This window comes from Shewanella sp. 10B, from assembly GCF_023475885.1.
In the GTDB taxonomy this organism is placed as follows: Bacteria; Pseudomonadota; Gammaproteobacteria; order Enterobacterales; family Shewanellaceae; genus Shewanella; species Shewanella mangrovisoli.
In genome coordinates, this window is sequence record NZ_JAMDJO010000002.1 from 21,279 (window position 1) to 45,845 (window position 24,567).

General features: G+C 48.5%; 14 protein-coding genes. 3 read left to right on the forward strand and 11 right to left on the reverse strand.

Annotated elements, in window-relative coordinates:
- Positions 1–221 precede the first annotated feature (221 nt).
- On the reverse strand, positions 222–4,103 hold the full coding sequence (purL, locus tag M0415_RS07525) for a phosphoribosylformylglycinamidine synthase (protein WP_088212037.1): 3,882 nt from the start codon (positions 4,101–4,103) through the stop codon (positions 222–224).
- Between the two features lie 279 nt (positions 4,104–4,382).
- On the opposite strand from purL, the gene mltF reads away from it, so the two are divergent.
- Entirely contained in the window at positions 4,383–5,819 is a 1,437-nt protein-coding gene (gene mltF, locus M0415_RS07530; RefSeq protein ID WP_088212038.1) for a membrane-bound lytic murein transglycosylase MltF, read from the forward strand.
- A gap of 440 nt (positions 5,820–6,259) precedes the next feature.
- On the opposite strand, the gene tadA is transcribed toward mltF, so the two are convergent.
- Complete coding sequence (gene tadA, locus M0415_RS07535) at positions 6,260–6,778, reverse strand: tRNA adenosine(34) deaminase TadA (RefSeq protein ID WP_342190627.1); 519 nt, start codon at positions 6,776–6,778, stop codon at positions 6,260–6,262.
- Positions 6,779–7,220: 442 nt separating this feature from the next.
- Here tadA and M0415_RS07540 point away from each other — a divergent pair, with 442 nt between their 5' ends.
- Entirely contained in the window at positions 7,221–11,795 is a 4,575-nt protein-coding gene (locus tag M0415_RS07540; protein ID WP_088212040.1) for an NACHT domain-containing protein, read from the forward strand.
- 71 nt (positions 11,796–11,866) lie between these two features.
- Here M0415_RS07540 and guaA read toward each other — a convergent pair whose 3' ends face one another.
- Both guaA and guaB read right to left on the reverse strand, forming a co-directional pair.
- The gene (gene guaA / locus M0415_RS07545; RefSeq protein WP_011622023.1) at positions 11,867–13,444 is read right to left on the reverse strand and encodes a glutamine-hydrolyzing GMP synthase; all 1,578 of its coding nucleotides are present in this window, start codon (positions 13,442–13,444) and stop codon (positions 11,867–11,869) included.
- 116 nt (positions 13,445–13,560) lie between these two features.
- Entirely contained in the window at positions 13,561–15,027 is a 1,467-nt protein-coding gene (gene guaB, locus M0415_RS07550; protein ID WP_011622022.1) for an IMP dehydrogenase, read from the reverse strand.
- 122 nt (positions 15,028–15,149) lie between these two features.
- Here guaB and xseA point away from each other — a divergent pair, with 122 nt between their 5' ends.
- Positions 15,150–16,496, forward strand: coding sequence for an exodeoxyribonuclease VII large subunit (gene xseA, locus M0415_RS07555; protein ID WP_088212041.1), 1,347 nt, complete (start codon positions 15,150–15,152; stop codon positions 16,494–16,496).
- 156 nt (positions 16,497–16,652) lie between these two features.
- Here the strand turns inward: xseA and der are convergent, their stop codons facing one another.
- The 7 genes from der to pilW form a co-directional block, all read right to left on the reverse strand.
- Complete coding sequence (gene der / locus M0415_RS07560) at positions 16,653–18,119, reverse strand: ribosome biogenesis GTPase Der (protein ID WP_088212042.1); 1,467 nt, start codon at positions 18,117–18,119, stop codon at positions 16,653–16,655.
- Between the two features lie 79 nt (positions 18,120–18,198).
- Positions 18,199–19,386, reverse strand: coding sequence for an outer membrane protein assembly factor BamB (gene bamB, locus M0415_RS07565; protein ID WP_088212043.1), 1,188 nt, complete (start codon positions 19,384–19,386; stop codon positions 18,199–18,201).
- A gap of 11 nt (positions 19,387–19,397) precedes the next feature.
- The gene (locus M0415_RS07570; RefSeq protein ID WP_011622018.1) at positions 19,398–20,018 is read right to left on the reverse strand and encodes a tetratricopeptide repeat protein; all 621 of its coding nucleotides are present in this window, start codon (positions 20,016–20,018) and stop codon (positions 19,398–19,400) included.
- Between the two features lie 12 nt (positions 20,019–20,030).
- Entirely contained in the window at positions 20,031–21,308 is a 1,278-nt protein-coding gene (gene hisS, locus M0415_RS07575; protein ID WP_088212044.1) for a histidine--tRNA ligase, read from the reverse strand.
- A gap of 159 nt (positions 21,309–21,467) precedes the next feature.
- Positions 21,468–22,583, reverse strand: coding sequence for a flavodoxin-dependent (E)-4-hydroxy-3-methylbut-2-enyl-diphosphate synthase (gene ispG / locus M0415_RS07580; RefSeq protein ID WP_011622016.1), 1,116 nt, complete (start codon positions 22,581–22,583; stop codon positions 21,468–21,470).
- 41 nt (positions 22,584–22,624) lie between these two features.
- On the reverse strand, positions 22,625–23,752 hold the full coding sequence (locus M0415_RS07585) for a RodZ domain-containing protein (protein WP_088212045.1): 1,128 nt from the start codon (positions 23,750–23,752) through the stop codon (positions 22,625–22,627).
- On the reverse strand, positions 23,749–24,537 hold the full coding sequence (pilW, locus tag M0415_RS07590; RefSeq protein WP_088212046.1) for a type IV pilus biogenesis/stability protein PilW: 789 nt from the start codon (positions 24,535–24,537) through the stop codon (positions 23,749–23,751). The genes M0415_RS07585 and pilW overlap by 4 nt, the downstream gene beginning before the upstream one ends.
- Between the last annotated feature and the right edge of the window lie 30 nt (positions 24,538–24,567).

Below are 24,567 nucleotides of genomic sequence, written 5' to 3' on the forward strand. Positions count from 1 at the left end.
GGCAAGTCAGTTTTGTTTCACTTGTGTGAACTACTTATTAAGGGGTAATTAGTCTTTAAAATTGATATTTTTAAACTTCATTTTATTAGATTTAACAAATGTAAGGCTAAGATCTTAAAATACCTTATCTTTTTAAAAGATGCGTTTTATATATAAAAAAGGAGCGAAAAATTTCGCTCCTTTTTTGGCTCACTTAAGTCGTGGTTTTCTCAATAAAAACCTTAACCTAAGTTGACTCGCGCATTGCGGAACATGCGCATCCATGGGCTGTCTTCACCCCAGTTATCTGGATGCCAAGAATTCGCAACCGTTCTAAATACACGCTCAGGGTGTGGCATCATCAGGGTCACACGGCCATCGGTAGTACAGATACCGGTTAAACCGTTTGGCGAGCCGTTCGGGTTTTGCGGGTATTGGGTGGCAATTTCACCTTTACCATTCACAAAACGCAGCGCGATAGTGCCAGAGGCCTCAGCTAACGCGAGCGCCTGCGCGCTGGCAAACTCTGCGTGTCCTTCACCGTGGGATACGGCGATAGGCATACGTGAACCCGCCATACCTTGGAAGAACAGTGATGGACTTTGCTGCACTTCAACTAAGCTGAAACGCGCTTCAAAACGCTCAGAGCGGTTACGCACGAAACGTGGCCAGTGCTCGCTACCTGGGATGATTTCCTTCAGGTTAGACAGCATTTGGCAACCGTTACACACACCGAGGGCAAAGCTTGAATCACGCTCAAAGAAGCGTGAGAACTCATCGCGGGCACGGGCGTTGAACAGGATAGACTTAGCCCAACCTTCACCCGCACCTAATACGTCACCGTAGGAGAAGCCACCACAGGCCACCAGACCTTGGAACTCTTCGAGGCTAATGCGGCCCGACAAAATGTCAGACATATGCACGTCGCGGCTCTCAAAACCTGCGCGGTCGAATGCTGCTGCCATTTCTACATGGGAGTTAACGCCCTGCTCACGCAGAATCGCCATCTTAGGTGCAGCACCTTTGAGGATGTACGGCGCAGCAACGTCTTCACTTGGATTGAAGCTTAAGTTAACCGTTAAACCTAAGTCGGTTTCATCCTGCTTAAGCTTAAATTCTTCTAATGCACAGGCTGGGTTATCACGCAGCGCTTGCATACGGTAAGTGGTTTCAGACCATAAGGTACGCAGTGCAACACGTGTCTCGCTAAACACTTCACGCGCACCATCTTTAATGGTCACACGTTGATCGTTCGCCAGAGTACCAATCACATGGCAAGGCACGCCTGCTTGGGCGAATTGCGCAGTGATAAGCTCGGCATCCGCACAGTTTACTTGCAATACGCCACCGAGTTCCTCATTGAATAGACGTTCAACGTCAGTACCTTGCAGTGCACTTAAGTCGATAGCAAGACCCGTGTTACCGGCAAAGGCCATTTCCACTAACGTCGTGAATAAACCACCGTCACTTCGGTCGTGGTATGCAATAACCGACTTCTTCGCCACCAGTTTTTGCATCGTTTCGAAGAAACCACGTAACAGAGCAGCATCGTCTAAGTCTGGCGCGATATCGCCTAACTCACCGTAAACCTGTGCCAAACAAGAACCGCCTAAACGGTTTTTACCAGCGCCTAAGTCGACTAATAACAGCGAGGTTTCGCCTTTATCACTGCGAAGCTCTGGCGTTACCGTGTTACGGATATCCTGCACCACACCGAAGGCAGAAATCACCAGTGACATAGGTGCCGTCACGGTTTTGTTCGCGCCGTCTTGCTGCCATGCGGTTTTCATCGACATGGAGTCTTTACCGACAGGAATGGTCAGGCTCAGTTCTGGACACAGCTCTTCACCCACGGCCTTAACCGCTTCATAAAGACCCGCATCTTCGCCTGGGTGACCCGCGGCAGACATCCAGTTAGCCGACAGTTTGATACGTTTGAACGAACCAATATCCGCACCCGCGATGTTCATAATCGATTCGGCCACTGCCATGCGGGCAGAGGCGCCAAAATCGAGCAGTGCTAGCGGCGTACGTTCGCCCATAGACATGGCTTCACCGGCATAGGTATCAAAACTTGCCGCCGTTACCGCGCAATCTGCAACGGGGACTTGCCATGGGCCAACCATTTGGTCACGGTTCACTAAGCCCGTTACCGTGCGGTCACCAATGGTGATAAGGAAAGTTTTGTCCGCCACAGTTGGCAGGCTAAGAATGCGTTTAACCGCTTCTTTCACATCGATGTTGCTTTGCTCAAGTGCGGGTGAAACTGCCTTAGCTGATACCACATTACGGCTCATCTTAGGTGCTTTACCTAATAACACCTCGAGTGGTAAATCGATAGGATTGTTATCGAAATGGCTGTCGGCTAGGGTTAAATGCCGCTCTTGCGTCGCCTCGCCCACTACCGCAAACGGTGCGCGCTCACGCTCACAAATCGCCGTAAATAAAGGCAAGTCTTCGGCAGCAACCGAAAGCACATAACGCTCCTGCGATTCGTTACACCAGATCTCCAACGGGCTCATGCCCGGCTCGTCCGATGGCACGTTGCGCAGATTGAAGATACCACCACGGCCGCCATCGTTCACTAACTCAGGGAAAGCGTTAGATAAACCACCCGCGCCCACGTCGTGGATAAATTGGATTGGGTTTTTATCGCCTAATTGCCAGCAGCGGTCGATCACTTCCTGACAGCGACGCTCCATTTCTGGGTTTTCACGCTGTACCGACGCAAAGTCTAAATCTTCGCTCGATTGACCCGACGCCATCGAAGAGGCAGCGCCGCCGCCAAGACCAATGTTCATCGCAGGGCCACCGAGTACGATCAGCTTAGCACCGACGGTGATTTCGCCTTTTTGTACGTGCTCTTCGCGGATGTTACCTAAACCACCGGCTAACATGATGGGCTTGTGATAACCACGGACTTCTACACCGTTGTGGCTAGAGACTTCTTGCTCATAGGTACGGAAGTAACCTAACAGGGCTGGACGACCAAACTCGTTGTTAAACGCCGCGCCGCCAAGTGGGCCTTCGGTCATAATGTCCAGTGCACTGACGATACGCTCAGGCTTACCGTAGTTACCTTCCCAAGGTTGTACAAAACCTGGGATTTTTAAATTCGATACGCTAAAACCAGTTAAACCCGCTTTAGGTTTAGAGCCACGACCAGTTGCACCTTCGTCGCGGATCTCACCACCCGAACCTGTCGCCGCACCTGGGTATGGGCTGATTGCCGTAGGATGGTTGTGAGTTTCCACTTTCATCAGTACGTGCATTGGTTCAGTGTGATAGCTGTAAACACCGTTTGGATCGGGGAAGAAACGTCCCGCAACCGAACCTTCCATCACAGCGGCGTTATCTTTATAGGCAGATAACACGTGGTCAGGTGTGGTTTCGAAGGTGTTTTTAATCATCTTGAACAGAGACTTAGGCTGCACCGCGCCATCAATTGTCCAATCTGCGTTAAAAATCTTGTGACGGCAGTGCTCAGAGTTGGCCTGAGCAAACATCATCAGTTCAATATCGTTTGGATTGCGGTTCAAACGCACAAAGTTTTCGACTAAATAATCGATTTCATCTTCGGCGAGCGCCAGACCCATTTCGACGTTGGCCACTTCAAGGGCACGGCGACCTTCGGCCAACACGTTCACACTCTTGAACGGCGCAGGTTCAGTGCGCTTAAACAGCACATCGGCCTTAGCAAAATCGTCCAGTACCACTTCAACCATACGGTCATGCAATAACCCTTTAAGGGTTTGTTGCTGCTCGACAGTCAAAGTGTCTGACTCCACATAATAGGCAACACCACGCTCTAAGCGCTTCACTTTACCTAAACCACAATTGTGGGCGATATCAGTGGCTTTAGAAGACCATGGGGAAATTGTGCCGGGGCGGGGAGTAACAAACAGGAGTGAACCTTGGGGGGTATGGGCTTCGATAGCAGGTCCATAGGTGAGAATTTTTTCAAGTTGCTCGCGCTCATTGGTCTCAAGCAACTCGCTCAAATCCGCTAAATGAACATACTCAGCATAGATTTGGCGTACCGGAAGCGCAGCGTTTACGCAGGCCTCCATTAGCTTTTGCACTCTAAACGTCGAGAGTGCTGGGGCTCCGCGGATGATCTCCATCACGTCAATTCACCTTATATTTATAATTGCAGGGGTCAGAGATGGCGCTATTATAAGGAAATGTCTGTCACAAATCACCTGTGACCTTACGTAAAACAGTGTTTCCTATTAAGATAAAAAGCGGCCCTTTTCCCCTCCTTCGTATTCCATGCGGTACGATTTTTTTACGTAATTGGCGACAAACGGATATAATCACAGCAATGTCAGCCAGTTTATCCTTGTTACCTCACTGACCTTCTACTGTTCATCATTTTGATTTTATTTAATAAAGTGTGTTTAATGACTCGATTTCTGTTCGCGATTATCTTAGGTTTCTTACTGACGGCTTGTCAGCAAGTGACCGTGGAAGAAACAGAATATGTCCCCCATAAACTCACCGAATTAAGGGTCGGCACCCTATATGGCCCACAAATTTATATGACCTCGGGCCAAGGCAACAGCGGCTTCGATTACGATATGGCGGTGCTCTTTGCCGAGTATCTCGATGTGCCCTTAAAAATGGTGCCTTATACCAACCGCGCCGAACTCTATGATGCACTGAAAAAAAACGAGATTGATATCATTGCCGCGGGGATGACAGAAACCCCAGCGCGGCGCGAACAATTCCGTTTAGGCCCGCCGCTGTATCGCGTCAATCAAGTACTGGTTTACCGTGAAGGCATGCCAACACCTAAAGATATCACTGACTTAAAAGGCAAAATTACCGTAATTGCCGACTCTTCTTTTGTGGAAACCTTGACGCAATTACAGAAACGCCATCCGACGCTCGTGTGGGATCAAGTCACAGATAAAGACAGCGAAGAGCTGCTGGCGATGATCGCCAACAAGGAAATTGACTACACCATCGCCGACTCGAGCAGCGTGCAAATTAACCGCCGCTATTTACCGGATCTGCGCTCAGGGCTCGTGCTAGAAGAAAAGCTCGATGTGGTTTGGTTGCTGCCACCCGCACACAGTGACGGCTTGATGAGTCAGTTATTGGCGTTTTGGCACCAAGAGAAACTCGCTGGTACACTCGATCATCTTAATGAAAAATACTTTGGTCACGTAAAACGTTTCGACTATATCGACACCCGCGCCTTCCTGCGCGCCATCGAAACCGTATTGCCTCGTTATCGTCAGCTTTTCGAAACCCACGCCGGAGACTTAGATTGGCGTAAATTGGCGGCGACCAGTTATCAAGAGTCCCATTGGAATCCTAATGCTCGCTCGCCGACTGGGGTGCGCGGCATGATGATGCTCACGCAGCCGACCGCCAAAGAAATTGGCATTACAAACCGACTCGATGCGGAAGAAAGTATTCGCGGCGGCGCCGCTTATTTACGGGATATGATCAATCGTCTGCCCGAGTCTATCCCCGAGAGTCAACGCATGTGGTTTGCGCTGGCCTCTTACAATATCGGTTATGCCCATGTGGAAGACGCCCGTAAACTCGCCGAATCTATGGAGCTTAATCCAAACGCCTGGCGGGATCTTAAAAAGGTATTACCACTGCTGCAAAAGCGTAAATATTACCAGAAGACCCGCTATGGCTATGCCCGTGGTAGCGAAGCCGTGCATTACGTCGACAGCATTCGCCGCTATTACGACACCTTAGTCTGGGTCGATAATCAATCTAAACAACAAAATAGCGATGATGAAGAGCCGAGCGACCTCGCCTCGGAAGATGGCCCAGCGCCAGTGCCAGGCACCCTCAGCCCAGATAAGCCGAAATAGCCCTAACCGCTTCCCCCTCAATCACTTGACTTGTGCCGCAGCCTTGCTTTTTTGCGGCCATCAAACCACGATTTTAATCTTAGATTAAGCCAATACAGGCTAAAGTGAGCTAGCTTAGGGCTAAAAACGCTGCTTTATAGAGCAGATGCATCGAGGGGGATTGCCGCCTGAGATCTCTGCTGATACTGTCATAGTGACAGGTCAATATAATAATCATTGCGAGTTAACCCATAGCCGTTAACCAAAGCAAAAATAGCCTTAACCTAGACAATAACAAGATTGAAAACGGGGTCTATATGAGAAGAAAAACCATCAATAACAGTGCATCACGCCGTCGTACAACACTCAAAATTCGCCATCGCCGGGTGCTGAATCGCCACAAACTGTTTTTTACGTTTATCCAAGCCCAAGACTAACACTTAAGCGAGTCCCTAAACTCCTTAGGATAGCGTCCCCTGCTGCGCCTTTTGAGCCTGTTTTAAAGCCTTCTTTTCCTCCCTGCGACGTTTAAAAAAGCGGCTCAATTGGTCAGCACAGTCCTGCGCTAACACCCCTGACACCACTTCAACTTGATGATTAAAGGCGGGATGCTGCAAGAGATTAAGCACGGTTCCTGCAGCGCCCGTCTTCTCATCCTTTGCCCCAAATACCACGCGGGCAATTCGGCTATGCACCATAGCTCCGGCGCACATGGCACAAGGCTCGAGGGTAACGTAAAGAGTGGTATCGAGGAGGCGATAGTTTTCAATCGTTTGACCCGCAGCTCGCAAACACTGAATTTCAGCATGGGCGCAGGGGTCGTGCTCACTGATAGACAAGTTATATCCGGCCGCGATTTGCTGACCACCTTTGACTAAAACCGCCCCCACTGGTACTTCACCCGCAACCTCGGCCTTTTCAGCCATACTCATCGCGACACGCATCCAATGTTCATCGACTCGAGTTTGTTCAACATCCACTTGATTGAGGCAAAGTTGCTCGCCAGTTAGCACATCAGCACTAACTTCATCACAACCAAGTTCATTAGGGCTAGGTGTCTTCCCATGCAGGGTATTGGGATCCAGTTTTATCAGCTCCACTTAAGGATTCTCATTAATCAACAATTTGGGCAATTATACCCATAACCAATAAAAAAAGGCGCACTTGGCGCCTTTTGCTTACAAAAACGATGACTTAGATACTATTTACTCAAAGAATGAAATGAGTATAAATACCTTTAAAAAAAACCAGTTACAAAAAATCTGGTGTGGTAAGTCACAGATACAGGAATTACTATGTTTAGAAGACTGAGCACTATAGATATCTCTTTCAATTGAGGTGCTCCAGTATCAGTAATTTAATCATGAAAGATATAGCGTTATTAATAGGGTAATGATCCATTCAAACTAAACGAGAAAAAACATGAGCGAATCTGTTTGCCAGTACTCACAAAGCCTTGAGAACATCCGAAACAGCATCTTATCTATCAAGGCAGCTGGACCTGATGGATTTGAAGGGCTCCTTCGCATTGTCCTAACGAATTTGACTGGCATCCCGTTCCGCCTTGCGGCAAGTGGACTACAAGGTGGTATGGACGGAGATGCAGCTATGCCGCTAGACTCCGTTATCTTCGAAGCCAAGCGATACTCTGGTGATATTCATAGAAATGACGTCTTGCCGAAAATAGCGGATTTAGCTCGCAGCCAAAGTGCCGCAGATCGTTTGTGGATTCTTGGTGCGACAACAGAGATAAGTTCACAGATTGCAAGGGATATCCAGGAAGATGGTGACAAAAATGCAATTTCTACGTTTATTTTGGATTGGACCTCTGTCCCACTGCCGCTTCTAGCTATAGCCGTGGTTGCAGCTGGCGAGCCTGCCATCGATTTCATCGTCAAAAATTACTTAGAGAAAACGTGCCAACCAAAGCTAACTGATAGTGAACTCAAGTCGTCATTCCAAACAATCTCAAACCATCCAGAATTCGAAAATCTCCTTCAAAGACTCAAGTCGAACCTCAATGTTTCGAAGCTGGCCTTACAACGCGCGATTGAGTTGAACCATGAATGGCGAATTGAAACATTTTACGACAAGCGTTTAGCTCAGGAGCGTTTAGGGCAAGGGCTAGCGGTATTAAAAGATAAATCCTTCCCGTTAATGCGCACTGAACTGCGAGACCAGATCGCAGGAGAAATTCAAGCTGGCAAAGAAGTCATTCTGTTGGGTGATGAGGGCCACGGCAAATCATGGCTTTCAGCGCAATTGTGTTCTGAGACTAAGGGCTTGGCGTTATTCGTCAGTGCAGAGCAACTTGAGAGAACGTCAGTAGAAGAACTTGATGACTTCCTTATTGAAATTTTGATTAAGCAAACCAATGAAGTGGCTACTGAAGCACTTAAGAGTCGATGGAGACGTCGCCTTCAGGCTTGGAGGATTACACCACCAAAAGCTCAATTTTTAGTCGTTATTGATGGTTTAAACCAACGTCAAAACCTCCGCTGGGACAAGCTGATTAACGCTATACAATCCCAACTATCCCAAATTGGAGGTAGGCTAATTGTGACTGTCAGGCCTCACTTTTGGCGGAAAATAATAGCAAGAGGAATAGCATTTACCCCCACAGTCATTGAAGTCCCTGAATGGTCATCAGTAGAGCGCGATACGCTGCTTACATACCATGGCATTTCTCTTGATTGGCTCGACCAACAAACACTGACAACACTCCAAAATCCAAGGTTACTCAGCATTGCCATTGCGATACTTCCTCATAAGGAGGCAATGGCTTGGAAAGGGTTGACAACCGATAGGTTGCTAATGGAGCACCTTCGCGCGTCACAGCTTGAAAACTACGAAAACGAAACCTTCGCGGATTTGACCAACCGCCTCAGTCAGCACGCTGCAGAGGTGTTAAAACGAGTGCAGGCATCTATAAACGAACCACCTCAGAATTTTCAGGCAGACTCCAGCGCCGTCATTGAGACACGTTTCTTCCTAACTCTCCCTGGGCCAGGTGATCAATACGAACTACGTGAAGAGGGTTTGACTCTCGCACTCGGCTTCACGCTGGTTGACCAACTTTGGCAAACGCTTCGGGCAAAACAGAATTTAGCCACTCGGATATGCCAGCTTATCGAGCCGATACAGGCTATGGACCGAACCGCTGATGTGCTCTTTGCATCTTTAATGATCTGCGCACTCGACGACGACATTAGATTTGATAATAAAATCTTATCAGGTCTACTAAATGAGTTTGCCAACCTTCAAAACGTGGACGACTGTCGATTTGAAGAATTCGTTGAGATCGTCAAGCTTCAACCAGAAACGCTTTTCGATGTTTTAAAGATTCATTGTCTCGAAAATGGAAGGAGAATCAATCAAGACTGGTTAACCCAGGCCGCACTTGAGGTTGGACGTTCTGAATCTGGGTGGCAAACAGTAGAAGCAGCCATACATCAGTGGCTTCACTGCTACAACAAAGATCCTGTTGAGCAGACTAATCGTTATCACAGGCGAAATGACTCAGAGTACGAAAAACAGCTTGAGAGAAAGAAATCTGAAATTGAAGAGACCTTGTCTTCTTTATCCTCTTTTGAAAAGCAACTACTGACGCAGATGACCGAAGTATCAGGCTCGCCTGACGAGTTATTTACATTTGCACTTCGGCTACTGGCGGGACGCTCCCTCGTTGACTTCGCTGATAGCTTTGTTGCAATGGGCTTAGCTTTTTCATTGAATAAAGATATCTCTTTTGCACAAAAAGCATTTCAGCAACTTACGACATTTAATAGGGTGGAGCGCGCCGCAACCAGACATTCCTTCCTTAGAGCGATTGAGCCACTACGTAATAATACTACTTCGAAAGGAGCTAAGTGGACGGTTGTTCGAATGCTTAATGCAACCGGTGAAGAAACAAATGCAGCAGAAGCAAATGCCATTGCAGAAGAACTACGAAAAGATTGGTATCGCTTTGACCAACCATCACCCTACAAATGGCGTCAAGTTAAAGTGGCAAATCCTGATGCAGCTCGACCAACAGATATGGAGCAAGGAATCCAACAATTCACAGCTCTTGCTCCCGATATGATGTTACAGACAATGATGGGGCAAAGCAGCGAAGACCACAGCTTCATACAATTCCTGCCAGTTGCATGCCGATTTGAACCCACAGTCGCTATTAAAAAAACTCGAAGTCTTCTTACAGGGTTGTTGACAAGAACAGGACTTCCTCTGCGGCAGGTCATTCTGAACTGTGAACATGACATGCCATTGGTCACCCCTGACTTGGCAAAAGGCATGCTCAATAGAATGGTAGAAAGCGATGCCTTTGAGACACTGCCAGAAAATGATCGGGAGATTTGTAAGATGTTTGTGTTTTACTATGCAGCCGCACAAATTTCAGCAGAAGAACAGCTCAAATGCATGACGAGCAAAATCGTAGGGACAAAATATTTACTAAAAACCATCCCAAGCCTTAAACGCCAACCAACAGAAGCAATCGTCACAGCACTTCAAAAATCACTCGAAATTAACGATGAAGAAGCTGTTTATGGAACTCTTGCAGCTGCACTATATGGGCATACCGAGATAAATAGTGAACTCGAAGATCTGATATTAAAGTGTTTTATTTATGATTCCTCTATGATTCGCGCAATTATCTACCAATTAGCAGTGTTCAATGATTTGAAGCGTGTTCGGCAAGTCCATACGGTAGAACAATGGAACGCAACTTCAATAAATCAGAAAACCTATGAGGAGTGGTTCGGCTCTATGCTGTTGGTTGAGGCATGCTTTCGAAAGGAATTATCGATTGAAGATCTTCTAAATCGGATCAGCCATAAGACTTGGTTCGCATCTGCAGATAGATTAGGAAAATCATTTGCTAAACCAATGATAGATTGCTTTGTACAACGACTTAGTTGCGGGATTACTGCCACCAGTAGGATACAACTTCCACTTGCAGACTTTGAACTGTCAAGAACTGAACCAGCTCCATTTGCCTTCATATCTATTGAAGATACAGCTCGAGAAGATGGACGCTTCCCCAAGCAAAAGAGCTTAAAGGAAATTCTAAATAACGATGATTATTTCGACAAAAAACAAAGCAGACTCAATGCAGTAGCAGAGGCTTTTTTCGCAAAACTGAAAGGCTCTGATGCTGAACTCTTAGTTAAAGAAATTACTATAGACAATCTCCAACGCCTAGTTTTTGAAGTGCCCTCTTTGCTCGATGAACTGTACAGCATTATAGAGCAAACAGGCGACACTAAATTCGTTTGGCTCCAGAACTTGGCCTTTGCCGTTGCGAACCTGCTTTCTTCGAAACATCCAGAAAAAGCTGCCCTCCTGCTAAACCGAGCAGTAACGTCACAAGGTTTCGTAACACTTGTTTTGGGAGACGAACTTACCCTTGAGCATCAAGCCATTTGGGGAAGCAAAGTGTCTAAACCAATAGAAAAGTTGTGGTATCAAAGACTGTTAGGTGCCGAAAATGACGCTGTTCTTGCCCGAGAAATACTCGCAGCAGAGCGTTTTGGTGCGGCTGACTTTATTACATCATTGATTCAAAAATTTGCTTCCAGCGAAGATAGTTTAGATCAAGCATACGCCATAACGATTGCAGGATACTCGACTCAGTCTGATAAACTCGTTGGCATAATTGATAAACACATCAATGGTAAAGGTATGTGTGCCAAAGCAGCTAAACATGCATTTACAGAATATGAGAATGCTCTATGGGCACAAAAATGGGTTCAAAATATGTGGGACGCACCAACACAAGACGAATTCTGGCTAAATCTAATCATTGCCAAAACCTGCATGGATGCACGCATTAGTACACAACCTCCGATAGCTTGTAAATGGTCACATTATTCCTCTGTGTTTAACCAAGCAAGGGAAAAAGCCATCAAAGAAAGAGACAAGGAACGTAAGAAGAGACTTGTTGGACAGGAAAAGCCTGATCCAATCTTTGTCACTTCTGTAGAAAAAATATTTTAAGCATTACCTCCATAAACAAGAACCCCGCCTTTTGGCGGGGCCCTTCATCGAATCGATGAGCCGTAATTAACTTATTCCCACTCGATAGTTGCAGGTGGCTTACCTGAAATATCGTAAACCACGCGGGAGATACCGTCGATTTCGTTGATGATACGGTTAGACACACGACCTAAGAAATCGTATGGCAAGTGTGCCCAGTGAGCGGTCATAAAGTCGATGGTTTCAACGGCGCGTAGTGACACCACCCAATCGTATTTACGGCCATCGCCCATCACACCTACAGAACGAACCGGTAAGAACACGGTAAAGGCTTGGCTGACTTTGTTATAAAGATCAGCTTTGTGCAGCTCTTCGATGAAAATGGCATCGGCGCGGCGCAGCAAATCACAGTATTCTTTCTTCACTTCGCCTAGTACACGCACGCCTAAGCCAGGGCCTGGGAACGGGTGGCGGTAAAGCATGTTGTAAGGCAGACCTAGCTCAAGGCCAATCTTACGCACTTCGTCTTTAAAGAGTTCGCGCAGTGGCTCAACCAGACCTAGCTCCATATCGTCTGGCAGACCGCCAACGTTATGGTGCGACTTAATCACATGGGCTTTACCGGTCGCGCTACCCGCAGATTCAATAACGTCTGGGTAGATAGTGCCTTGGGCTAACCATTTAGCATTAACGCATTTCTTGGCTTCTTCGTCGAAAATTTCAACGAACACACGGCCAATGATCTTACGTTTCGCTTCTGGATCGGCTTCGCCTTTCAGCGCGTCAAGGAAGCGGTTTTCCGCATCGACGTGAACAATGTTCAGACCGAAATGGTCACCAAACATTTCCATGACTTGCTTCGCTTCGTTTAAACGCAGTAAGCCGTTATCAACGAATACGCAGGTCAGTTTTTTGCCAATGGCGCGGTGCAGCAGCATGGCCACTACCGATGAATCCACACCACCAGACAGACCTAAAATAACTTCATCGTCGCCTACTTGTTTTTTCAAGCGTTCGATAGCGTCTTCGATGATTGAAGAAGGTTTCCAGTTAGCCGCACAGCCGCAGATATCCAAGGCAAAGTGCGACAGCATACGCATACCTTGGCGGGTATGAGTGACTTCAGGGTGGAACTGCACGCCGTAGAAACGTTTTTCCTCACAAGACATGGCCGCAAATGGGCAAGTGTCAGTTTTAGCAACGGCCACGAAACCTTCAGGGATAGCCGAAACTTTATCGCCATGGCTCATCCACACATCGAGCAGAGATTTGCCGTCGGCACTGACTGCGTCTTCGATATCTTTAAACAGGGCCGATTGCGCTAACATTTCGATTTGAGCGTAGCCGAACTCGCCTTCGCCAACGCCTTGAATCACTTTACCGCCAAGCTGCTCAGACATGGTTTGCATGCCGTAGCAGATCCCTAATACAGGCACGCCAGCATTGAACACATATTCAGGTGCGCGGGGAGAATTGTCGGCAGTCACACTTTCAGGGCCGCCAGCGAGGATAATCCCGTTAGGGGCAAACTCACGGATTTGGGCTTCGGTCACATCCCACGCCCATAACTCACAGTAAACACCAATTTCACGGATACGACGGGCAATTAGCTGGGTGTACTGAGATCCAAAGTCGAGGATCAGTATCTTATGCTCATGAATATCGCTCATGGATAACCTTTATCTCATCTATTGTTTTAACTTAGCTCAAGACTGCGAGGTTCAATCTTGAGGGCATACAAATCTTAATAACGGGGCGGCTATCGCCGCCCCGTTATCACAAACGTTTACGCACCTGAACGGTAGTTTGGCGCTTCTTTAGTGATAGTCACATCGTGAACGTGGGACTCGCCCATGCCAGCAGAAGTCACTTTCACAAATTGCGCTTTTTCGTTCAGTTCTTGGATCGTGGCACAGCCCGTTAGGCCCATGCATGAACGCAGACCACCCATATGTTGATGGATGATTTCCTTGAGCTTGCCTTTGTAAGGTACACGGCCTTCGATGCCTTCTGGCACCAGCTTGTCGGCAGCATTGTCAGATTGGAAATAACGGTCAGAAGAACCTTGAGACATGGCGCCTAAAGAACCCATACCGCGGTATGACTTATAGGCACGGCCTTGGTAGAGTTCAGTTTCGCCCGGCGCTTCGTCAGTACCCGCGAACATTGAACCCGCCATGATGCACGATGCACCTGCGGCTAAGGCTTTGGCTAAGTCACCGGAGAAACGTACACCGCCGTCGGCAATAACTGGGATCCCTAAACCTTTTACGGCTTCGGCAGCGTCAGACACTGCGGTAATTTGTGGCACGCCCACACCCGTCACGATACGTGTGGTACAGATAGAACCAGGGCCAATACCGACTTTAACCGCGTTAACACCGGCTTCAACTAGGGCTAATGCGCCTTCAGCTGTTGCCACGTTACCACCAATGATTTGTAAATCTGGGTATTTAGCGCGGGTTTCACGGATACGTTGCAACACGCCTTCAGAGTGGCCGTGAGAAGAGTCAATCAGCAGCACGTCAACACCGGCTTTCACCAGCGCATCGACACGCTCTTCGTTACCGGCACCTGCACCCACGGCGGCGCCTACACGTAAACGACCTAATTCGTCTTTACAGGCATTAGGCTTACGCTCGGCTTTTTCGAAGTCTTTTACTGTGATTAAGCCTTTCAGCTTGAAGTTATCATCGACAACTAACACTTTTTCGATACGATTTGAGTGCATTAATTTTTGCACTTCATCTAACTTAGTGCCTTCCGCAACCGTGACTAAACGCGCCTTTGGCGTCATCACTTCTTCTACGGTTTTGCTCCAATCAGTCACGAAGCGTACGTCACGGCCAGTGATAATACCCACCAATTCATTGGCTTCGTTTACCACAGGGTAACCCGCAAAACCATTCTTCGCGGTCAGTACTTTAAGATCCGCCAGCGTAGTTGAAGGCGTTACCGTCACAGGTTGTTGAACCACACCCGCTTCGTAAATTTTTACTTTACGAACTTCTTCGGCCTGCTTTTCTATGCTCATGTTTTTATGAATAAAACCTAAGCCACCTTCCTGTGCCATGGCGATCGCAAGACGCGCTTCGGTCACAGTGTCCATAGCGGCAGACACAAGCGGAATATTCAGTTCAATGGTATTGGTCAGGCGAGTTTTAAGGATGGCGGTATTTGGGAGTACAGTCGAATGCGCAGGAACAAGTAACACATCGTCAAAGGTTAGCGCTTCTTTAATTAAACGTAGCATAGGCAACATCTCCCCAGTTGAGTAGGATTTTAGAGGTGAAATATTGCGGCGGGATTATACCTTGCATCTGGGGAGCGGTAAATGGAAAATAGTGAAAAAATCCCATTTGCACGAGAAAACACATGCAAGTCCCTAAAAATAATATTTATACCGTCTCACGCCTTAATGGTGAAGTCAGGCAAATTCTCGAGGGGCAACTGGGAAAAGTCTGGCTAAACGGTGAAATTTCCAACTTTTCCGCCCCCAGTTCGGGCCATTGGTATTTAACCCTTAAGGATCATTATTCACAAATTCGCTGCGCCATGTTTAAGGGACGCAACCAAAGCGTGAGCTTTAAACCAGTGAATGGTCAGCAAGTGCTAGTAAAAGGCGCGATTAGTGTGTACGAGCCTAGAGGCGACTATCAACTATTGATTGAGTCTATGCTCCCCGCCGGGGATGGCTTACTGGCACAACAATTTGAAGCGCTCAAGATGAAGCTCGCGGCGCAGGGGTTATTTGCCGCCGACACTAAACGTCAGTTACCGAAAAATATTCAACGTATTGGGGTCATCACCTCCCCTACGGGCGCGGCTATTCGCGATGTGTTGCATGTGCTTGCCCGCCGTGACCCTTCCATCGAAGTGATTATTTATCCCACTCAGGTACAAGGCGAGAGCGCGGATCTCACTATCTGCCAAGCCATCAATATCGCCAACCAACGGCTCGAGGTCGATGTATTACTGCTCACCCGTGGCGGCGGCTCACTCGAAGATTTATGGTGTTTTAATAGCGAAGCACTCGCCCACACCATTTACAACAGTGCCCTACCCGTTGTCAGCGCCGTAGGCCATGAGGTCGACACCACCATCAGTGACTATGTGGCCGACGTTCGCGCCCCGACGCCCTCTGCAGGCGCAGAACTACTGTCTCAGGATAGCGATAATAAGAGCCAACGCTTAGCCACAGTACTCTCACGCCTCAAACAGAGCGCGAGTCACTATCAGCTCAAGCAGGAAAGACGCTTAAGTTTGCTCGAGCATAGGCTGCAACGCTTAGATCCTAAGCGCACCCTACAGCAATTCGAGCAGCGTTTCGATGAGATGCAATTACGGCTCGAAGCCGCATTGTCTAACAAACTGCACGGTTTAAGTCGCCGTCAGCAGCAACTGGCAAATCGCCTCGAGCAGCAATCTCCAAAGCACAAACTCGCGCTCGAGACCAATAGGTTGAGCTATTTCGCAACACGTTTGCAGGACGCTATGCAAGATACCCTCAACCAAAGTGAGCAGCGAATTAAATATGCCGCCCATCAATTAGAAACGGTCAGTCCATTAGCCACCTTGAGCCGGGGGTACAGCATCACCACAGATGCAAATAACCAAGTCATAGACAATGCCGCTCAGCTGAGTATTGGCGATAGGATAAACACTCGCCTACTCCATGGGCAGGTGCAGTCGACAGTGACGCACATAACAGATGAAAGCTAAGACACAACAGCCTTAAGGCTCAACACTCAACGCTCAAGCCCATAGCAATAAAGCATTTGATCGAAACAAGACTTAAGATTTCCCCCTAAAATGCGCCAACAAAAAAGGAACCCTAGGGTTCCTTTTTTATGTTCAGCTTAAGCCCAAAGCGCAGATTTACTTTGTCTTGCGATCTTTAATATGGCTCAGGGCGCGCTTACGGCGACGCTCTTGGCTCATGGTCAGCTTTTCAACCTTGTTTTCAAACGGGTTATCACCCTCTTGGAAACGTAGCTGAATTGGCGTACCGACCACTTTCAATGAACGACGGAAGTAGTTCATCATGTAGCGCTTGTAAGAATCCGGTAGCTTGCTGACTTGGTTACCGTGAATAACCACGATTGGCGGGTTATAACCACCGGCGTGGGCGTATTTCAGTTTCACACGGCGACCGTTCACCAATGGTGGCTGATGGTCATCCTGCGACATTTGCATGATGCGGGTCAGCATCGAGGTGCTCACGCGGCGAGTCGCACTGTCGTAAGCTTCTTCAATCGACTCAAACAGATGGCCAACACCTGTGCCATGTAGCGCCGAAATAAAGTGAATGCGAGCAAAATCGATGAAGCCTAAGCGGCGGTCGAGTTCACTCTTAACGCGGTCTTTAATGCCCTGGTCGATACCGTCCCACTTGTTGACGGCGATGACTAAGGCGCGGCCCGCGTTTAGGGCAAAACCTAATAGACCTAAATCCTGCTCGGCAATCCCTTCACGGGCATCGATGATCAGCAGTACCACGTTGGCATCTTCTACCGCTTTTAGGGTTTTGATCACCGAGAATTTTTCAATCACTTCATGGACTTTACTGCGGCGACGCACACCAGCAGTATCGATAATCACGTATTCGCGGCCATCGCGTTCCATCGGAATGTAAATACTGTCGCGGGTGGTGCCCGGCTCATCGTAAACCACCACACGCTCTTCACCTAAGATACGGTTAGTCAGTGTCGATTTACCCACGTTCGGCTTACCGATAATCGCAAGCTTGATCGGTAAATCCTGCAGACGCTTCTGCTCGGCTTCGGCTTCTTCTTCGGTGTACTGACGCTCGTCGACTTCTTCCTCTTCGCCTTGGCGTTCAAGGCCCATAGCTTCGGCATAAGGCGTTAAGGCGTACTCAATCATGTTGGTCACGCCGCGACCTTGGGCGGCAGCCATTTGATAGACTTCACCTAAACCTAACGACCAAAACTCGGCGCAGGCAGAATCGGCATCGATACCGTCAATCTTGTTTGCGACCACGAAAGTGGTTTTTTGGCGGCTACGCAAATGCTGAGCGATAGACAAATCTGCGGCGGTTAAGCCCGCGCGCGCATCGGTCATAAATAAGACAACATCGGCTTCTTCGATAGCGGCGAGGGACTGCTCGGCCATCTTAGTTTCGATCCCCTCTTCGGTGCCGTCGATACCGCCGGTATCCACCACGATAAACTCATAGCCGGATAGGAATGCTCGACCATATTTACGGTCACGTGTTAGGCCAGGAAAGTCAGCAACCAGCGCATCACGCGTACGCGTAAGGCGGTTAAATAAGGTGGATTTACCGACGTTCGGCCGACCAACAAGGGCCACTACAGGGATCATGATTTTGCCTCTAAAAAACTTTTCAATAAAAAGCCCCCGGAACACACTTCCAGGGGCTCTACAAGGATAACACTTTTAACTAAGGAAGTGTTACAACAGCTAACTTTCCGCTGCGACCTTGCACGTAGATTTTATCATCCACCACTAATGGCTGGCTGAATAATCCAGAACTGTCCACTTGGATACGACCGGCAATACTGCCTGTGCTGCGGTCAATAAAGTGCAGATAACCTTCAAAATCGCCCACGACCAGATAGTCGCGATACACGGCTGGTGACGTGAGTGTACGGTTCGCCAGCTCAGAGTTACTCCACAATTCTAAGCCGTTACGTCTGTCCACAGAGTAGATACGGCTGTGATCATCCACTAGGAATAAGCTTAAACCTGCAGACGCTAGCTCATTGAAGCTGGAGTACTTACGGGTCCAAATCACACGTCCGCTACGCAGCTCCATCGAAACCAAGTTACCGTTGTAACTCACCGCATACAGGTTGTCACCTAAGATCAGCGGCGTCATATCCACATCGGCCATACGAGTAAACTCATTGCCACCGGTTGGATTATAAATCGCTTGTTCCCATGCGGCTTGACCGTTGTTTTTCACCACAACGGCGACTTTGCCATCGGCAGTACCGATAAAGAAACCACCCGCCTCATAGGCCGCAGAACCCGTGCCACGTAAGGTCAGATTAGGCAACTGCATCTCATAGGCCCACAGCTTAGCGCCCGTATCGACGTTAAAGGCTTCGAGCGCGCCAGAGCTAGTACTCACCACTACCACATCGTCAGCAACGGTTGGCTTAGAGAGTAATTCGCCCCCAGCCACAACATGCCACAGCACTTGACCATCTTCGGCATTCAGCGCGGCCAATAGACCACTCTCACCACCGACAAAGATTTTATTGCGCGCGGCAGTGACACCCGCGGCTAAGCGTGCGCCCTTGTTTTTGGCTAAGGCGTTATCACGAAACTCTTCACTAAAATCTTTTTTCCAAACGCGCTCACCCGTGGCTTCATCAAAGGCCACGACTTCGCCGTAACGGTCGGCTGCAAAAATTTTACCGTAACGAACTGCAGGAGTGAGGCGAGAATAATAATCACCGACACCGTCACCTACAGAGGCGCTCCAACTTACTTCAGGAAACACTGTCGCCTGAATCGCAGTTAACTCACTTACCGGTTCTTCTTCCACATCGCTAGAAGAACAGGCGGATAACATGGCTAGGCTTAACCCAGCGGCTAGCAGGTTCTTGCACCAAGACTTCATCAAGGGGTCCCTTATGCTTGATTTAGGTTATCAAGTTTGATTTTAAGTGCAGGGCTGGTCACAACACCGCCATTGTCCATTGCCGCTTGATAAGCGGTTTTCGCTTTATCAGCTTCGCCTTGGCGTACAAAGAAATCGCCTTTGAGTTCTTCACGTTGCGCTAAGAAAGCTTTATCAGTCACTTGATCTAAAGTAGCGAGTGCTGTGCCGATTTGGCCTTGCTCTGCTTGAATGCGCGCTAAACGCAGTGTTGCCACTGTGTCTAATCCGGCGCCCGGCTTAGCGGCAATCACTTTCTTCAGCGCTTCTTCGGCCTTAGGGAAATCTTTCGCTTCAACCGCAGTTTTCGCAACGATCAAGTCCAGCAGTGCTTGATAGCCCTTTTGGTCGTGATTTTTGGAAAACTCAGCAACGCCAGCCAGCATGGCCGCTTCGTCACTTGATTTGGTGGTTAAGGTTTGGAAAGCCTGTGATGCTTCTTCGGCCTTCACGATTTTCATGTCGGAGTAATAGTTCCAACCGTACAGGCCGCCTAAACCAACGACCGCCCCGATAACAATCGAGGTTCCATAGTCTTTCCAGAACTGCTTGATAGCATCAACTTGTTGTTCTTCTGTGCTATAAATTTCCACGCGCACGTCCCCTTATTTGGTAAGTTCAGCTAAAAATGCGCTTAATGCATTTCGAGCGACCCGTTGTTGTTCGTTGTCATTGCGTAAATATTTAACGGTAACCACACCTTCGGCGAGTTCTTCTTCACCGATGAGTAAGGCTACTTGTGCGCCGCTTTTATCGGCACGCTTAATTTGCTTCTTGAAGTTACCGCCGCCGCAGTGGCTCATAACACGCAGAGTCGGTAAGGTTGAGCGTAACTCCTGAGCCACTTTAATGGCTTCAACCAAGCAGCTATCCCCCATAGCCGCGACATACACATCGACAGCCGCAGGGATATCTCGGGTCAGTTCTAAGGTTTCAAGCAGCAACACAATGCGCTCTAATCCCATCGCAAAACCGACGGCTGGCGTATCTTTACCGCCCAATTGAGCGACTAAACCGTCGTAGCGACCGCCCGCAAGTACAGTGCCTTGAGAGCCTAAGCTATTGGTAACCCATTCAAAAACCGTGCGATTATAGTAATCCAAACCACGGACTAAGCGCGGGTTAACTCGGTATTGGATGCCAACCGCGTCTAGGAGTTCACGCAATTGTGCAAAATGTTGTGAAGATTCTTCACCTAAGTAATCCATCAGCGCAGGCGCATCAGCTAAAATGCTTTGCACTTGGGGATCTTTCGAGTCCAGTACGCGCAGCGGATTGCTGTACATACGGCGCTGGCTATCTTCGTCTAATTTGTCCTTGTGTTGCTCTAAGAAGGCAATCAAGGCTTCACGGTAAGCGGCGCGCTCAGCGGGGTCGCCTAAGGTGTTCAACTCAAGCGTCACATGCTCGCTAATGCCGAGTTTTTCCCATAGGCGGGCCGATAACATCAACACTTCAGCGTCAATATCGGCGCTACCAATGCCGTAGACTTCCACACCAAACTGGTGGAACTGGCGATAACGACCTTTTTGCGGACGTTCGTGGCGGAACATTGGGCCCATGTACCACAAGCGTTGTTCTTGGTTATAGAGCAGACCATGCTCATTACCCGCACGCACGGTTGAGGCGGTGCCTTCTGGACGTAGGGTTAAACTGTCACCGTTACGGTCCTCGAAGGTATACATTTCTTTTTCAACAATATCAGTCACTTCACCGATAGAGCGTTTAAAAAGATCGGTATTTTCCACTATTGGAGTGCGGATCTCACTGTAACCATAAGCAGCCACGCTCGCACGTAGTACCGCTTCCACTTTTTGCCATAGAGGACTTTGAGTTGGCAGAATGTCGTTCATTCCGCGAATCGCTTGGATCTGTTTTGCCACTGTATCGACTCGTCCGATTTTCGCTAAATTAATAAAAAATGTCAGGCATTATAGGCTGTTCAACACTAAACGTAAAATGACCCCGTCGGTTTCGGGGTCTAGCTCAAGGCTTGAGTGTTTTTATAACGCTTAACCTATGGGTTGATTCGGCTGTGTCTATTACTCAGTCGTGTCTTTCACTTGGATGCGATTGGCCATTTGGCTCGCCTTAGCGCGAATTTTCGCTTCGAGGGAATCGACTAGGTTATCATTGTCGAAACGCTCTTTTTGACGCTCGCCTTCATCGTAGTATCCACTCTTACGATGTCCACCGGTTAAGCCAATGTGTGACACTAAGGCTTCGCCTGGGCCATTGACCACACAGCCGATGATAGACACATCCATCGCAGTCGTCACATCTTCGAGGCGGCGCTCTAATTCATTTACCGTGCTGATCACATCGAACTCTTGGCGCGAGCAAGAAGGACAGGCAATAAAGTTAATGCCACGGCTACGAATACGCAGTGACTTTAGGATATCAAAGCCAACTTTGATTTCTTCTACCGGATCGGCCGCTAACGAAATACGCAGGGTATCACCAATGCCTTCGGCAAGCAGCATGCCTAAGCCAACAGCAGACTTCACCGCACCCGCACGGGCACCGCCCGCTTCGGTAATGCCTAAATGCAAAGGCTGGCGAATTTGCTTAGCCAATAAACGATAGGATTCCACCGCTAAGAACACATCGGAGGCTTTTACGCTGACCTTAAACTGGTCGAAGTTCAAACGGTCGAGAATGTCCACATGGCGCATGGCCGATTCGAGTAAGGCTTCTGGCGTGGGCTCTTTGTATTTGTCCATCAGATCTTTTTCTAATGAACCGCCGTTCACCCCAATACGGATAGGAATATTTTTATCGCGGGCGCACTCCACCACACTGCGGATACGCTCTTCGTTACCGATATTACCCGGGTTGATACGCAAACAGTCCACACCATATTCCGCCACTTTTAAGGCGATACGGTAATCGAAGTGGATATCCGCAACCAAGGGCACAGATACCGATTGCTTAATCACTTTAAAGGCTTCTGCGGCGTCCATCGTCGGCACAGAGACACGCACAATATCGGCACCCACTTTCTCTAGGGCACGGATTTGGGCAACGGTAGCCTCAACATCTGTGGTCTTAGTGTTAGTCATCGACTGTACGGCAATCGGCGCACCATCACCAATCGGCACATTGCCCACATAAATGCGGGTAGAAGGACGTCTCTTTATGGGTGTTTCGTTATACATACTCAATACGCTCTTTTCGGTACTCTGCGTAGGCGCCAGACTTAAACCTGTGGGATAGTCAAACGCGCAACACGACCCTTAGGAAATTCAGCAAGGCTGATGGCTTTACCATCGACCGTAAACGTGGACACGACAGTGGGAGCGCCTAGGATCACTTTAAACGGAGGCACACCACTGGCTTGAATATTCGCACCCGCACCACGGACGCCGTCAACAATCGCTTTGCCCTTGGCATCGACTATGTTGATCCAGCAATCGCCCGTGAGCTCAATGGTAATGCTCGACTGCCCTGCGGTCACTGGCATGGCTTGCGCTGTCGAAGCAGTATTAGTTGCGGGTGCATTCGATGCGGTTGGGTTCTGCACTGGGGCGGTATTGGTCGCAACGTTTTGCGTAGCGCTTGGAACACCAACGACATTACTCGCTGCTGAGTTCGGTGCAGTGTTCGAAGCATTGCTAGTCAGAGCGTTGTTAGATTCGCTCGGATTCACAGCCGAATTGGCAGGCGTTTGTTCCGCTTCCATCGCTGCCGTATCGTTCATATTCGGGTCGATAGTGCTCTCGTCGGTATCTTTTACCGGACCATCGGTCGCCATTGAACCATTGACCGCAATCTCGCTTAAGCGTTCACTAGCATCGGTTTCTGTTAGCAGCACATCCCCCGGCAAGGTTTGATTCGCCGCCGCTAACTCTTCCGCCGTCGGTTGAGACACATCAACATGGGTCACTAGCGTGGTTCGTTGCATCCACCATAGAACGAACAGGCCCAGTAACACGATGACAATAAAAAAGCTCAGCCACTTTAATTTAGTGTCACGAGCTTGATAGGTCGTCTTGCGGGAAAAGCTTTGCATGGCAGGCTGCGTCACTAACGGCACCTGCCGCGCTAGGCATGCCTCAATCAGGGCGTTATCCACCCCCAGCATGCGAGCATAGTTTTTGACATATCCGCGAACATAAGTCGAAGAAGAAATATTAGAAAAATCGTCGGCTTCAAGATTTTCAACAATCCCTGGGCGCAGATGTAACTTCACCGCGGTATCCGCAATGCTTAAGCCCATCTGCTCACGAGCCGTTCTGAGTACAGTGCCGAGCGTTACATCAGGCGTCGACTCAGCTTCACTCGCTGCTACTGGTTCTACTGACGCGTTTATTTCGTTATCTTTCATTGATGCAAATTAACTCTGTATTGCTTGGCTTGAGGCGATGCTGGGAATTTGGCGAGCAATAAAATGCCAAATCGCTTCATAGCAGCATCATCATTCAACGCCTGCTCAATTTTTATTCCGAGCGTTAAACTCTCTGGAGTCTGGGCTGCCACTTGGTGATAGCGCGCTAATTGGTTTTGCGCATCGACATAATCACCTTTATCTACCCCAAGCTGAGCCAGCTCCAGTAAAGACACCGAGCGTCTCGGGTCATACTTTAACGCCATCTGAAAATACTGTCGTGCCTTTTCTGTTTGTCCCGCGTCTCGGCTGCAAATGCCTAAGTTTTCATAACTGGACGCGGTACGCGTATATTTGGGCATTTCTATCGCGGCCAAAAACATTTTTTCAGCTTTGTCGTATCGCTTTTGTTGGCACAAAAACACCCCAAAGTTATTCATGGAATCGCCAGAGGCGTCCTTAGTATTGATAGCGTCTTGATACGCCTGTTCGGTACGTACTAAATCGCCAACGGTTTGATAGTAATAGGCCATGGCCACATGCACATCTTCGAGCTCTGGCGCATATTCAACGGCTTTATCAAGATTGTATTTGGCTTGTTCCGAGTTACCTCGATTAAGGTAGGTTAAACCGAGCTGCATACGCTCCCGTGCGGCGGCAACTTTATCGAGTTTTCGCTCCGACACGGGAATATCAGTCCCTGAATAGGTACGCTCAGTTACGCATCCTGTCACTAATAATGACAGGGCAATTGCTAATGATAACCCTGACAATCCATGCTTCATGGGCAAGCCTATAAATCTGTGCAAACAAAG

Excerpts from the sequence above, each read along its gene's own strand:
- ispG (WP_011622016.1), bottom strand. The coding sequence starts at position 22,583 with ATGTATAACGAAACACCCATAAAGAGACGTCCTTCTACCCGCATTTAT.
- purL (WP_088212037.1), bottom strand. The coding sequence starts at position 4,103 with ATGGAGATCATCCGCGGAGCCCCAGCACTCTCGACGTTTAGAGTGCAA.
- mltF (WP_088212038.1), top strand. The coding sequence starts at position 4,383 with ATGACTCGATTTCTGTTCGCGATTATCTTAGGTTTCTTACTGACGGCT.
- bamB (WP_088212043.1), bottom strand. The coding sequence starts at position 19,386 with ATGAAGTCTTGGTGCAAGAACCTGCTAGCCGCTGGGTTAAGCCTAGCC.
- xseA (WP_088212041.1), top strand. The coding sequence starts at position 15,150 with ATGCAAGTCCCTAAAAATAATATTTATACCGTCTCACGCCTTAATGGT.
- guaA (WP_011622023.1), bottom strand. The coding sequence starts at position 13,444 with ATGAGCGATATTCATGAGCATAAGATACTGATCCTCGACTTTGGATCT.
- guaB (WP_011622022.1), bottom strand. The coding sequence starts at position 15,027 with ATGCTACGTTTAATTAAAGAAGCGCTAACCTTTGACGATGTGTTACTT.
- M0415_RS07585 (WP_088212045.1), bottom strand. The coding sequence starts at position 23,752 with ATGAAAGATAACGAAATAAACGCGTCAGTAGAACCAGTAGCAGCGAGT.
- pilW (WP_088212046.1), bottom strand. The coding sequence starts at position 24,537 with ATGAAGCATGGATTGTCAGGGTTATCATTAGCAATTGCCCTGTCATTA.
- M0415_RS07540 (WP_088212040.1), top strand. The coding sequence starts at position 7,221 with ATGAGCGAATCTGTTTGCCAGTACTCACAAAGCCTTGAGAACATCCGA.
- der (WP_088212042.1), bottom strand. The coding sequence starts at position 18,119 with ATGATCCCTGTAGTGGCCCTTGTTGGTCGGCCGAACGTCGGTAAATCC.